We start from the raw sequence: 13,170 nt of genomic DNA on the forward strand, positions 1-13,170 counted from the left end.
CACAAGATGAGATTTCTTTAAAGGGTCGTTGGAGATGACAACGTTGATAGGCTATAGGTGCAAGTGCAGTAATGCAGGTAGCCGAGTAGTACTAATTACCCGTAAGCTTATGTACTGATTCTTTTTCTTTTGTTGCTAAAACTTATAATTTTTATCTCAATATGTTACCTTATTAGAGTTGGCTACAAGTCAATCAAAGACTTAAGGTGGTTACAGCGGTGGGGCTCACCTCTTCCCATTCCGAACAGAGCAGTTAAGCCCACCAGCGCAGATGGTACTACGAAAGTGGGAGAGTATGTCGCCGCCTTCTTTTAGAAAACCCTTTATCACTACGATAAAGGGTTTTTTTATACCCGAAATCTAGCGATTACCCAGAGATCTTTTTAAATTGCACGGAAAGAACTGTGCCAATGAAACTTCACATCAATCTTTTCTTTATCCTTTTATCTGGTACTCTAGATCATTGCCATTTGAGCTTTAATTGATCCCGTATAAAGATCTTCACTAGTATTAAGAGGCTAAACGAACTAATACTTGTATTTTATCAATTCATTCCCTTCCCTTCAATTTGGATTATAGTAAAATAATGGATGGAGCATCGCATCAAGTGATTCCGGAATTAATGTGGAATGACACTGGGTGCGGAATAACATTGAGACAGAACTGAAAGGTTTGGTTACAATATTAATGGATTCCGTAACAGGTGCGGAATGACAAGTTAGATTGATTTTATATAATTTTTCTTCAAAATACATATAAAGTGCTCCCTGTTCTGTTTGGCCGGAAACCAGATTGAGGTGGATAATTAATACTCCAGGTATCATCAAGTGTAAGAGGTCTTGAGATAAATTTAATACTATATTTTTTTTACAAAAATCTTAATGTATTTTTCATCCCATATACAACTTTTGAGATTGATCCAGAATAATTTCTTATATAGTCTTGTAATTGAAGCTTATAGCTACTGATTATTAGCTATAAACCAATCGTAGTTCGCTTTATGAAGATTATAGAGATCGTATGATTAGTTTTAGGTGTACTTTATAGTGAGGACAAAAAAGCCCGCTTGATATCAAGCGGGCTTTTCTATTATTGAATTATTATTCTGTAGTTATGATAACGATTCTAATATGTTGTTTAATGTAGCGCTTGGTTTCATGGCTACTTTGGTTTTACCTTCATCAGGCAAATAATAACCTCCAATATCCTGAGAATGTCCTTGAGCGTTGTTCAATTCATTAACTATAGCATCTTCGTTCTCAGCTAATGATTTGGCTACAGGACTAAATAATGTTTTTAACTCTTGATCTGCATCCTGATTGGCCAAAGCCTGGGCCCAATACATGGCCATATAGAAATGACTTCCTCTTGTGTCTAATTCTCCAACCTTTCGAGAAGGCGATTTATCATTATCCAGGAATTTTTCAGTTCCTTTATCTAATGCATCAGCAAGTACTTTTGCCTTATCATTACTGTTAACTTCACCAAAGTGCTCCAAAGAAACTGCCAATGCTAAGAATTCTCCCAGAGAATCCCATCTTAAATGACCTTCCTCTAAAAATTGTTGAACGTGTTTTGGAGCAGATCCACCTGCACCTGTTTCGAATAATCCACCGCCATTCATAAGTGGAACTATAGAAAGCATTTTAGCGCTCGTTCCCACTTCCAGAATTGGAAATAAATCCGTTAAATAATCTCTTAATACGTTACCAGTTACAGAAATAGTGTCTTTACCGTCAATGATACGTTCAAGAGTAAAATTAGTAGCTTGAACCGGAGACATAATGAAGATATCTAATCCTTCTGTATCGTACTCCGGAAGGTATTTCTCAACTTTTTTAATTAACTCTGCATCGTGAGCTCTGTTTTCATCCAACCAGAATACAGCCGGTGTATTGGTGGCTTTCGCTCTACTTACTGCTAGCTTTATCCAATCTTGAATAGGCAGATCTTTTACCTGGCACATTCTCCAAATATCTCCTTCTTCAACCTGGTGTTCGATTAAAACTGTCCCTTCCTCGTTAACTATTTCAACTTTTCCATCGGTTGCGATTTCAAAGGTTTTATCATGTGATCCATACTCCTCAGCTTTTTGTGCCATCAGACCTACATTCGGTACAGTTCCCATAGTTGTAGGATCGAATGCACCATTCTCTTTACAAAAATCTATGGTAGCCTGATACACCCCGGCATAACTACTATCAGGAATCACAGCCTTAGTGTCTTGCGGTTTCCCTTCTGCATTCCACATCTGACCAGAATTTCTGATCATTGCAGGCATTGAAGCGTCAATAATAATATCACTTGGTACATGAAGGTTTGTAATTCCTTTGTCGGAATTCACCATGGCTAATTGAGGGCCATTGTTCAAGATGTTCTGAATTTCCTGTTTGATTTCTTCTTGCTTATCGGCAGGTAATTGTTGCAGATTATCAATTAGATTCCCTAAGCCGTTGTTTTCCTCAACACCAATTTCATTGAATAACTCTCCGTATTTCTCGAAAAGCTCTTTAAAAAAGACTTTTACAGCATGTCCGAAGATGATAGGGTCAGAAACCTTCATCATGGTAGCTTTCATGTGTAAAGAGAACAAAACTCCCGTGTCTTTTGCATCCTTAACTTGTTGTTCTAAAAATGCGATAAGGGCTTTTCTGCTCATTACGGTAGCATCAAAAATTTCACCTTCCTGGATTTTAATTCCATCCTTAAGGATAGTTTTACTACCATCGTTACCCACTAATTGGATACTTATTTTTTGTGCTTTATCAGAAGTAACAGACCTCTCGTTAGATCTAAAGTCACCAGCAGCCATGGTAGCTACGTGTGATTTAGATTCAGCACTCCATGCACCCATAGAGTGTGGATTTTTCTTTGCGTAATTTTTTACAGGTAATGGAGCTCGTCTGTCTGAGTTTCCTTCTCGCAATACCGGGTTAACTGCACTTCCTTTAATTTTATCGTATCGAGACTTTATTTCTTTCTCTTCATCAGTCTTAGGCTCGTCCGGATAATTTGGAATATTATATCCTTTGGCTTGTAGCTCTTCAATTGCATCACGTAGTTGTGGGATTGAAGCACTGATGTTAGGAAGTTTTATAATGTTAGCTTCTGGCTTCTTTACTAGTTCTCCTAATTCTGCTAGTGCATCCGTCACTTTTTGATCATCAGTTAAAAAGTCAGGAAAGGTTGCTAAAATTCTACCTGCCAAAGAAATGTCTTTTGTTTCTATAGCGATATTTGATGATTTGGTAAAGGCTTCTACAATTGAAAGCCATGAATATGTAGCTAAAGCAGGAGCTTCGTCTGTCTTGGTATAAAATATTTTAGGATTTTGTGCCATTTGAATTACGTAATATTTATTTAAACGACGCAAATATACATATTTTAAACTCTTTTTCAGACTGATAAGGAGGGAGTCTCGTATAAAAAACAAAAAGCCATATCATTGTATTTTTTATTACGATGATATGGCTTCCGAAATAACAATACTTCTTTAAATTAGATGTATAGTACACCCATTTTGCAAACTCCAGTTGCGGTAAATACTATTATTTCGATGAAACATCTTTGAATTAATTTAAGATGCTTCTTTCATTCTTTAACTTCCTACTTAATTAAAATATAATTACTTTTAATTTTTCGGCACTGATCGTAAAAATGATTCAAACTTTCTGTAAAAATTCCGTATTAAAATATGCTTTCAAAAAATTTACAGACTTAGTTAAAGAATTATCTTTCAAAGAACATTTGTCTATGTGATTTGTAAACTAAATATACTGATTATTAATCTGAAAATCAAGACCATGCGTACTTTTAACAGTTCTTGTTAAGAATTAAAAAAGGCGCTATGGAAATAGCGCCTTTAGGTATAATGGTAAAGTAGTTAAAATTATCTTCTAACTTCTTTAATTCTAGCTTTCTTACCAGTAAGATTTCTAAAGTAGAATATACGAGCTCTACGAACCTTACCTCTTTTATTGATTTCTACTTTTTGTAAAGCAGGCATATTTACAGGAAAGATTCTTTCTACTCCTACAGTACCTGACATTTTTCTAATTGTAAAAGTTTCAGATGCTCCTGAACCTCTTCTTTGAATTACAACACCTCTGAAGAACTGAGTACGTGTTTTTTCACCTTCTTTAATTTCGTAATAAACAGTGATAGTGTCCCCTGCTGAAAATTGAGGAAATTCTTTTGTCTCTACAAACTGTTCTTGTACAAACTTTACTAACGGTTCCATGTTTAAATTTTAAAATGTTATAATCGAAGTAACATTCACGGTTATCGCCAGAGGTTAATTCGAAATGAGTGCAAAGATAATCAATAAATTACAATACACAATCGTTTTGAGATTATTTCTTCTTTAGAAGGTCGGGTCTCCGTTCTTTTGTACGTTCATATGCCTGCTCCTCACGCCATTTTTCGATTTTGGGAAAGTTTCCGCTTAATAGAATCTCCGGTACCTTCCATCCTTTATATTCGGCAGGACGCGTATAGACTGGCGGAGCTAATAAATTGTCTTGAAAGGAATCCGTCAGAGCTGAAGTTTCATCGTTTAAGACACCAGGAATCAATCGAATAACAGCATCACATAATACAGCCGCACCAAGTTCCCCTCCTGATAATACATAATCACCTATAGAAACTTCTCTGGTAATGAAATGATCTCTTACTCTTTGATCAACTCCTTTATAGTGCCCACAAAGGATGATAATATTACCTTTTAATGAAAGGGAGTTAGCTATTTGTTGATTCAATGTTTCTCCATCAGGGGTCATATATATGACTTCATCGTAGTTTCTTTCGGCTTTTAATTTAGTAATACACTTATCAATGGGTTCTACCATCATTACCATTCCAGCCCCTCCACCGAATTGATAATCGTCTACAGTTTTATAGTTGTTAGTAGTGTAATCTCTTAAATTGTGAAAATGAACTTCTACAAGCCCTTTACTTATAGCTCTCTTTAAAATTGAAGCTTCGAAAGGACTTTTAATCAACTCTGGTAGGACAGTGATTATATCTATGCGCATGATTCTATACTTATCCTGCAAAGATGCAAAGAATCTTTGATAATGTATATAAAAAAAGGCCCTATAGAAGAGCCTTATTTGTTTTTATTTAGCCTTGGCTAATTTCTGTTTGTTTATTTCATCTTGAAGTTGCCTTCTAACCTTTTGTTCTCTTTCCAAGGATTTTCGTCTGTATTCTTCATATTCTTCTTCAATATCTCTGAGATTGTCTCTGGACTCTACGGTGACTTTATTAGCGTTTTTAAATTTATAGATGAATAGAAATAAAACAGCTAATAAAACAAATACCAATCCCCACATCAGGGTCTTGTAATTTTGTTTAGAAATTAGAACACCAAAAAAGGATATACTATCTTTCTCTTCCTTTAATTGAGTTAGTTGAGAGTTTAAGGAGGCAACATTGTTGTTTAGTTTATCTATTTCCCCTTTTTGAGTAGCATTCGATTTCTTAACATTGCCTAGTTCATTTTTAAAGGTATTGAGGGAATCAATAACATTCTTCTTTAAAGTTGTTAGCCAAACTTTTTTAACTACTTTATAATTTTGGTAATTGTTCGATTTTTGGTAAACAAACTCAAACTGATCATTTACATTGCCTTCAGTAAGGGAAAGTTTGCTGTCATCTTCTTGAGCATTAGCTATTACGGTAGTGAATAATAATAAAGCTAAAACTCTCAAAATCTGTATCCTTTTCATTTTCCTAAATTTTTATTTGGGGTTGCAAATATATGTTTTTACTGCTAACGATTATAATTATAACTTATTGTTTTATACGTGATATAATAAAATATGGATTCTTTTACAGCCTATTTTGTGAAAATAATTAAGATAAATTCCCCGCCGAGACCAATTTTAAAAAGCAAAATCTAGATTCGTTGAATTAAAATTGGAGTAAATATATGTTGTTCAGAGATTTGATGAACACCTGTTAAACAAAAAAAGGCTATATTCAATTAAAATATAGCCTAAAGTTGGTTAATAAGTATTTTAGTAATAAGTAAATCTTCTAACCTTTGCAATGTATTTGGCCAGCCTGATTACTTGATGGCTGTAACCATACTCATTGTCATACCAAATGTAAAGAACAGCATTCTTACCTTCATTACTCACGATTGTAGCCTTGCTGTCATAAATTGAAGGTGCAGAAGTACCTACGATATCTGATGATACGAGTTCATTGCTTAATGAGTACTTTATTTGTTCAACCAAATCACCTTCCAAAGCATATTTTCTCATAATACCGTTGATTTTGTCTTTGGTAGTTGCCTTTTCTAGTTCAAGGTTTAATACCACCAAGGAACCGTTAGGTACCGGCACTCTGATGGCATTAGAGGTAAGTTTTCCTTCTAATGATGGAAGAGCCTTGGAAACAGCTTTACCTGCACCCGTTTCTGTAATTACCATGTTCAGGGCCGCGGCACGGCCACGTCTGTATTTTTTATGCATATTATCAACCAGATTTTGGTCATTAGTGTATGCATGAATGGTTTCTAAATGCCCTTTGACAACACCTAGTGAGTCTTCAACTGCTTTTAAGATTGGCGTAATCGCATTGGTGGTACATGATGCAGCAGAGAAAATATCAACCTTGTCCGGATCGAATTCCTTTTGATTTACACCATAAACTATGTTAGGGACCTCCTTGCCAGGTGCTGTTAAAAGTACTTTAGAAGCGCCTTTGGCTTTTAAATGTCTGCTTAGCTCTTTTTTATCTCTAAAGGCTCCTGTATTATCCAGAATTAATGCCTTGTCAATTCCGTATTGGGTGTAGTCTATATCTTCCGGGTTATTAGCTGAAATCATGTGAACAGTGGTGCCGTTGATTATCAGCGCGTCGTTTTTGGCATCCGTAATTACAGTGCCTGGGAAATCACCATGAACAGAATCATTTCTTAAAAGAGCCGCTCTTTTTTCCAGAATTTCATTAGTAATAGCACCTCTTGTTACAATAGCTCTCAATCTTAATTGACTCCCTTTACCTGTCTTAAGCATCAGCTCTCTTGCCAGAAGTCTTCCAATACGTCCAAAACCATAAAGCACTACATCTTTTGGTTTAATTTCGGAAGAATTGTTGGCGTTTTTAAGTTTGTCTATTACAAACGCTTTGCTGTCGTTATACTTTTTATTGGCCTCTAAATGATATTCATAGGTTAATTTGCCTATATCAATTTTGGCAGGAGGTAGGTTTAAAGACTGAATTGCTTCGGCAATTTCTACAGAATCAAAAATGGAGATAGGCTTCTCAACGAATTCACATGCGTATTCATGGAGATTTAAAATTTCACTAACGTTTTTGTCTATTAATTGATTTCTGAAAAGTACCAGCTCAATAGACTTGTCGTACCATAAATCATTGACTATTTTAATGAATTCGACAGAAGCTTTTCTGCGATTGGCTTGAAGCGCGAGCTCTTGCTCGTAGTTGTGGTTCAGGCTCATTTTGTTAGTTTAGTGTTATGTTAAGTTTAGTTTTTCGGCGCAAAAGTATTTATTTCAAACGTTTTCGTAAAGAAAAAGATCATAAAATATATTAAAGTCATTAATTTGCATTCAAATTAATTATTTAAATATAAAAAAGACATTAATGAGATTAACTCGTGGAATGATAAGAATCGCACATGTTTGCATACTACTGATTAGTTTTTGTTCATGTAAAAATGCTTCAAAGCAATTAAAAGACACCCACGTTGAAAAGCCAGATACATTTGAGACGATTCAGGTTAATACAAATGAAGTTCAAGAGCGTTTAGATACCATTATAATTCAAACTGTCTTGAAAGACCTATCTGGAGTTTCAGATACGACATTTGTTAATTTAAAAGAGTATAGCGATGATTTTCTCTATGATTTGAAGTATGCTACTACAGATAACTTTTTGAAAACCAAAGTTTATGAATGTGCTGAATGTTATGTACGGGCAAAAACTGCAAGAGCCTTAATAAAGGCCAATAAAGAATTTCAAAAGCAAGGTTATAGAATTAAGTTTTTTGATTGTTACAGACCTCATGATGTTCAAAAAGAAATGTGGAAAATTGTTCCAAACCCTCAATATGTAGCAAATCCAGCTAAGGGATCGATACATAATAAAGGTGGTGCGGTCGATATTACGCTGGTGAATTCAAATGGTGAAGAACTTAAAATGGGTACGGGCTTTGATTTTTTTGGACCTAAAGCACATCATGATTACACAGCCTTACCTGAAAAGGTTTTGGAGAACAGAAAATTACTTAAAGAAACTATGGAAAAATATGGTTTTTGGTCAATCCGAACCGAATGGTGGCATTATAATTTAAGCGCAGGTTCTAACGATCGCGTTGCTAATTTCAGATGGAATTGTGAGTAATTCTATCCTGTTTTAGTACACCATAAAACGATTTTATTATTTTCAATGTCGGTAGTAAAGAACAAATATAATGTTCCGCCATCTTTTAGTTTCAATCTTTTTTTAATTTGATCAGGATTTTCAGGGAAATTTCGTGTAGCGATGTTTGCCTTAGAGTTCCCCATGCTTTTTCTAAGACTTTTCGGATTATAAGGAGTTGTTTTATCAATTGTAAATTTTCTTCCGGGAAATTCGTCTACGAGCACATTTGAAGTATATAAATGTGAGTGCTCATGAAGTTTAGGAGTGTTGTATGTTTCAGATATTAAGCTAAAAGCTCCGGACTTCATTATTGCAGAATTAGGTTCATATAGGTATTTCAGAGGAGGGGAGTAGTTCGTCCTGCTCTTTTCGATATCTTCTGGAGAAAATTCAAACTTTTCTTCATTCACACCGATATTTACAGTCGTAATTTTTTCAAGGGTACTTGCAGATTTACTGAGAATCCACAATAGTTCCTTAACCTCGTTGTTTAAGGCTATAATGTGAAGTTGTTTGCAATGTTTTAATTCTTTTAGCCCGATGGATATATCGAGCATTGGAGAAGTCTTAATTATTAGAACCTTCCCTTTTTCCATTAAAAGATCAATATGTTCAGGGATATTGGGTAAACAATCTTCAAGTTTAAAAACCTTTCCTTTAATCTCATTTCGTCTGGATGGATCTACGTAAATACAATCGAATTTTGATTTTGTATTAGCGAGGTATTGGATGCCGTCTTCGTTTATACATGAAATATTGTTTGCGTTCAGCATGCTGAAATTGTATGCTGCTATTTTAGAAAGTTCCGCATTCAGTTCACAATGGATTACCTGGTCGAAACTTTTACTGAAATAATAATCATCAACCCCGAATCCGCCTGTCAGGTCAATAAAGGATTTACCGCTAAATAAATTAGCTTTATATCTTGCCGTTTTCTCAGAAGATGTTTGCTCTATGTTCAGCTTATTGGGATAGAAAATTCTGGGTGTTTCATACCACAGTGGCAACTTTTTTTTACATCTGATTTTGGCTTCTATTTGCTCTACGAGTTCCTGATTACTAACGGTTTCAAACAGCTGCCTTTTTAAAAGAATTGACAGAATGTCAGTCGAGATATTTTTTAATATAAAGTCTTGAACATCAGTATTTAAAATATTTGTATTCAAAGTAAAGCTATAAGTTTTTAGTCAAGGATTTAACAATTTTATTTTCTGCTAAAAACTCTTTTAAAACAACCTTTATAGCAGTATAGGTTGGTACTGCAACAATCATTCCGGTTACTCCGAATAAAAGTCCTGCAATAATGATGATTAAAAAGATTTCCAAAGGGTGTGATTTCACACTATTTGAAAAGATAAAAGGTTGGCTAAAGAAGTTGTCGATTAATTGCCCAATAATAAACCCAATAAGGACATATAAGGTTGTTGGTAGTATTACGGTACTAAAATCCTGACCCAGGTTACTCGTCATGGTAAGCAAGATCATTAAAGCTCCACCAATCAAAGGTCCAATATAAGGTATAAGATTAAGGAGGGCACAAAGGAATGCTATTACGATAGGATTGCTAATCCCAAAAATAAGTAAGACGATGGTGTATATTACAAATAGAATAAATATTTGCAACATCAACCCGATGAAGTATCGGGATAACAGGTCTTTGATTTTTTCAATACTATGTTTTAATTTAGATTCTTTATTATCGGGAACAAAAACCATTAAGCTGCTCTCCAGTAGTTTGCTATCCTTTAAAAAGAAGAAAGAAATAAACAGAACAGAAAACAGTCCCACGCCAAAATTACTAACAACCCCGACCATATTGTTTAAAAAGTTAGGAATGGCACCGAAGTTTAATTTAGACCATAATTCAGATTCCTTAATTGTTTTTTCTATATCAATTTGTCGTAATGAAAAGTAATCGGTAAGTTCTATGTATAGGTGTTGAAGATTGGCTTTTAGCGCTTCAATATCCAATAATGCCAGGTTTCTGCCTTGTTCAGCGATTAATGGGATAAACATAGAGATTAAGCCAACAACAATTCCAATCATTAAAACCATCGTAAACACCACTGCCAGGGTGTTTTTAAACTTGAGTTTTTTCCGCAAAAATATAATAATGGGTCTGCCGATAAGAGATAAAACAGCTGCCACAACAAGGTATACGATTACTGATTGAATCTGGTACAAAAAATATAAGAGTAATACTATGGCTGCTATGATAGCAATCGCTCTTAAAATTCCGTTAGCTATGATTTTTGAATTCATCTAAGTTAAATTTGAGTGAGAAGATAGCAAAATTTCGTTTAGAGAGAATCTAAATGAATATTCGTCATTAGTTTTCAAACGCATATTCAATAATGTTAGCTCCCATTTGTAATGCTTTGATTCTTACTTCTTCAGGATCGTTGTGTACACCCGGACTTTCCCAGCCATCTCCCAGATCACTTTCATAGGTGAATAACAACAGAAGTCTTCCGTTATGAAAAATTCCGAAAGCCTGAGGTCGTTTTCCATCGTGTTCATGGATTTTAGGTAATCCATTCGGAAATTTATAAGTTTGATTGAAAATCGGATGAGTTGACGGTAATTCTATAAGTTCTTTATCCGGAAAAACCTTTTTTAGTTCCTTTTTTAAAAAGGGCTCCATTCCATAATTATCATCGATATGAAGAAAGCCTCCGGATAATAAATAATTTCTAAGATTTTGAGCGTCCTCATCTGAAAAGTAAATATTACCGTGTCCTGTCATATGCAGAAACGGGTATAAAAAAAGATCAGTGCTATTTACAGCAACATTAGCAGGGGTAGCTTCTATATTGGTGTTTATGTTTGTATTACAAAAAGCAATAAGATTAGGAAGCGCCGTTGGGTTGGCATACCAATCTCCACCTCCATTATATTTTAAAACGGCTATTTCCTGAGCATTTACAAATAGAGTTCCTGAGCAAAGGAAAGTATAAAAGAGTAGTATGAATTTAATATTCTTAATCATTTGCAAGGGCAATAGTGTGACAAGCTACAATGGCCGCAGTTTCTGTTCTCAGTCTGTTGCTGCCTAAAGAGACGGCTGTATAACCAAGTTCTAGAGCAGTCTCAATTTCTTCTTTAGAAAAATCGCCTTCCGGACCAATTAAAACAGTGGCATCATGATCAGGCATTATTCTTCTTTTTAAAGAAAACCTTTCATGATCTTCGCAATGAGCAATAAATAACTGTCCTTGAGGGATCTTCTTAATAAAATCATTAAATGAAATGGCATCGTTTAGTTTTGGAAGGTAAAACTGCAAAGACTGCTTCATTGCCGATTGAATTATCTTTTCAAAACGTTCTTTTTTTATTACTGTCCGTTCCGAATGATCACAAATAACGGGGGTGATTTCATCAACTCCAATTTCAACGGCTTTCTCCAGAAACCATTCGTATCGGTCATTCATTTTGGTTGGTGCTACGACAAGGTGCAAGTGGTATCGTTTTTCATTTATTTTAATAACTTCTGTGATCTTGCACACGCAATTTTTAATGTCGGATACTATGATTTCAGCCTTAAAATGATACCCATCACCATTTGTTATATCTAATGTATCACCAATTTTTTTACGAAGGACTTTAACAATGTGTCTACTTTCTTCTTTGTTAAAAGTGAATTCAGTGGTAGATTTATTAAGTTCTTTTTGGTAAAATAATTGCATAAGGTCTAAACGTATTTATTGAAAATTATTCCGTTATGTAATAACGTGGTTGGGCAGTGATATCTTCTTTGGTAAAATCCTGAGAAAGGTATTTATAGTGTCCTACAATTCCAATCATTGCCGCATTATCAGTCGTGTACTCAAATTTAGGAATAAATGTTTTCCAGCCATACTTTTTTTCCGCTTCTTTTAACGCGAAACGAATTCCTGAATTTGCCGACACACCACCTCCGATGGCCACTTGTTTGATTCCCGTTTCCTTAGAGGCTTTTTTTAATTTATCCATTAAAATATTAATGATCGTGTATTGAATTGAAGCACAGATATCTTCCAGGTGTGTGGCTATAAAATTTTCATTCTTTTTAGTTTCTCGCTGCACAAAATAAAGAATGGCTGTTTTTAGTCCGCTAAAGCTAAAGTTTAGGCCTTCAACCTTGGGTTTAGGAAAAGTAAATGCTTTCGGGTTCCCTTTTTGAGCCAGTTTATCTATCAAAGGACCACCCGGATATGAAAGTCCTAATATTTTAGCTGATTTATCATAGGCTTCTCCAACGGCATCATCTGTTGTTTCACCAATTACTTCCATTGAAAAAAAGTCATTTACCTTGACAATTTGGGTGTGTCCTCCACTAATAGTCATCGCTAAAAAAGGGAACGAAGGTTGTTCGAAATCCTCTTCTTCAATAAAGTGAGCAAGGATGTGTGCCTGCATATGATTTACTTCTATCAATGGAATGTTAAGTCCCATAGCAAGTGACTTTGCAAAAGATGTTCCGACTAATAAAGATCCCATTAATCCAGGTCCTCTGGTAAAAGCTATGGCAGATAATTGTTTTTTGTCGATATTTGCTTTTGCTAATGCCTGATGTACAACCGGAACAATGTTTTGTTGATGAGCTCTGGAAGCTAATTCAGGTACAACGCCACCATATGCTTCATGTATTTTTTGATTGGCAACTACATTGCTCAGTACTTTTTTATTATGAAGTACAGCAGCAGAGGTGTCATCGCACGAAGATTCTATGGCAAGAATGTAAATATTATCAGTACTCATTCTGTATTTGGAATAAAATTTGAAAGACAAAGG

Annotated in this window: 11 protein-coding genes and 2 rRNA genes; 3 read left to right on the plus strand and 10 right to left on the minus strand. The window is 34.9% G+C overall.

Annotation, left to right across the window (positions count from 1 at the left end; all coding sequences use genetic code 11):
- Together BM361_RS15610 and rrf are read left to right on the plus strand one after the other, a co-directional pair.
- Positions 1 to 115 (plus strand): 23S ribosomal RNA (locus BM361_RS15610); the annotation flags it as partial.
- Between the two features lie 87 nt (positions 116 to 202).
- Positions 203 to 310 (plus strand): 5S ribosomal RNA (rrf, locus tag BM361_RS15615).
- Positions 311 to 1,111: 801 nt separating this feature from the next.
- Here rrf and BM361_RS15625 read toward each other — a convergent pair.
- The 5 genes from BM361_RS15625 to BM361_RS15645 form a co-directional block, all read right to left on the minus strand.
- A complete protein-coding gene (locus tag BM361_RS15625; RefSeq protein WP_074980034.1) occupies positions 1,112 to 3,340 on the minus strand; it encodes an NADP-dependent isocitrate dehydrogenase in 2,229 nt (742 codons plus the stop codon).
- 549 nt (positions 3,341 to 3,889) lie between these two features.
- A complete protein-coding gene (gene rplS / locus BM361_RS15630; protein WP_038262935.1) occupies positions 3,890 to 4,240 on the minus strand; it encodes a 50S ribosomal protein L19 in 351 nt (116 codons plus the stop codon).
- A 112-nt stretch (positions 4,241 to 4,352) separates the two neighbouring features.
- Positions 4,353 to 5,033: a tRNA (guanosine(37)-N1)-methyltransferase TrmD gene (gene trmD / locus BM361_RS15635; protein ID WP_038262937.1), complete on the minus strand. Its 681-nt coding sequence runs from the start codon at positions 5,031 to 5,033 to the stop codon at positions 4,353 to 4,355.
- An 84-nt stretch (positions 5,034 to 5,117) separates the two neighbouring features.
- Positions 5,118 to 5,729, minus strand: coding sequence for a hypothetical protein (locus BM361_RS15640; protein ID WP_038262938.1), 612 nt, complete (start codon positions 5,727 to 5,729; stop codon positions 5,118 to 5,120).
- 291 nt (positions 5,730 to 6,020) lie between these two features.
- On the minus strand, positions 6,021 to 7,472 hold the full coding sequence (locus tag BM361_RS15645; protein ID WP_074980036.1) for a glyceraldehyde-3-phosphate dehydrogenase: 1,452 nt from the start codon (positions 7,470 to 7,472) through the stop codon (positions 6,021 to 6,023).
- Positions 7,473 to 7,617: 145 nt separating this feature from the next.
- Between BM361_RS15645 and BM361_RS15650 the strand changes: the two genes are divergently transcribed.
- Entirely contained in the window at positions 7,618 to 8,376 is a 759-nt protein-coding gene (locus BM361_RS15650) for a M15 family metallopeptidase (RefSeq protein ID WP_254785852.1), read from the plus strand.
- Between the two features lie 2 nt (positions 8,377 to 8,378).
- Here BM361_RS15650 and BM361_RS15655 read toward each other — a convergent pair whose 3' ends face one another.
- The 5 genes from BM361_RS15655 to tsaD form a co-directional block, all read right to left on the minus strand.
- Complete coding sequence (locus BM361_RS15655) at positions 8,379 to 9,563, minus strand: class I SAM-dependent methyltransferase (RefSeq protein WP_074980038.1); 1,185 nt, start codon at positions 9,561 to 9,563, stop codon at positions 8,379 to 8,381.
- Between the two features lie 7 nt (positions 9,564 to 9,570).
- Complete coding sequence (locus BM361_RS15660; protein WP_038262945.1) at positions 9,571 to 10,659, minus strand: AI-2E family transporter; 1,089 nt, start codon at positions 10,657 to 10,659, stop codon at positions 9,571 to 9,573.
- Between the two features lie 67 nt (positions 10,660 to 10,726).
- Positions 10,727 to 11,386, minus strand: coding sequence for a DUF4159 domain-containing protein (locus tag BM361_RS15665; RefSeq protein WP_038262948.1), 660 nt, complete (start codon positions 11,384 to 11,386; stop codon positions 10,727 to 10,729).
- Positions 11,379 to 12,083 (minus strand): 16S rRNA (uracil(1498)-N(3))-methyltransferase, encoded by a 705-nt coding sequence (locus BM361_RS15670; protein ID WP_038262950.1) that lies wholly within the window; start codon positions 12,081 to 12,083, stop codon positions 11,379 to 11,381. The genes BM361_RS15665 and BM361_RS15670 overlap by 8 nt, the downstream gene beginning before the upstream one ends.
- 25 nt (positions 12,084 to 12,108) lie before the next feature.
- On the minus strand, positions 12,109 to 13,137 hold the full coding sequence (tsaD, locus tag BM361_RS15675; protein WP_038262951.1) for a tRNA (adenosine(37)-N6)-threonylcarbamoyltransferase complex transferase subunit TsaD: 1,029 nt from the start codon (positions 13,135 to 13,137) through the stop codon (positions 12,109 to 12,111).
- Positions 13,138 to 13,170: the final 33 nt, after the last annotated feature.

The organism is Zhouia amylolytica, assembly GCF_900116365.1.
Classification (GTDB): Bacteria; Bacteroidota; Bacteroidia; order Flavobacteriales; family Flavobacteriaceae; genus Zhouia; species Zhouia amylolytica.

Excerpts from the sequence above, each read along its gene's own strand:
- BM361_RS15625 (WP_074980034.1), bottom strand. The coding sequence starts at position 3,340 with ATGGCACAAAATCCTAAAATATTTTATACCAAGACAGACGAAGCTCCT.
- rplS (WP_038262935.1), bottom strand. The coding sequence starts at position 4,240 with ATGGAACCGTTAGTAAAGTTTGTACAAGAACAGTTTGTAGAGACAAAA.
- trmD (WP_038262937.1), bottom strand. The coding sequence starts at position 5,033 with ATGCGCATAGATATAATCACTGTCCTACCAGAGTTGATTAAAAGTCCT.
- BM361_RS15640 (WP_038262938.1), bottom strand. The coding sequence starts at position 5,729 with ATGAAAAGGATACAGATTTTGAGAGTTTTAGCTTTATTATTATTCACT.
- BM361_RS15645 (WP_074980036.1), bottom strand. The coding sequence starts at position 7,472 with ATGAGCCTGAACCACAACTACGAGCAAGAGCTCGCGCTTCAAGCCAAT.
- BM361_RS15650 (WP_254785852.1), top strand. The coding sequence starts at position 7,618 with ATGAGATTAACTCGTGGAATGATAAGAATCGCACATGTTTGCATACTA.
- BM361_RS15660 (WP_038262945.1), bottom strand. The coding sequence starts at position 10,659 with ATGAATTCAAAAATCATAGCTAACGGAATTTTAAGAGCGATTGCTATC.
- BM361_RS15665 (WP_038262948.1), bottom strand. The coding sequence starts at position 11,386 with ATGATTAAGAATATTAAATTCATACTACTCTTTTATACTTTCCTTTGC.
- BM361_RS15670 (WP_038262950.1), bottom strand. The coding sequence starts at position 12,083 with ATGCAATTATTTTACCAAAAAGAACTTAATAAATCTACCACTGAATTC.
- tsaD (WP_038262951.1), bottom strand. The coding sequence starts at position 13,137 with ATGAGTACTGATAATATTTACATTCTTGCCATAGAATCTTCGTGCGAT.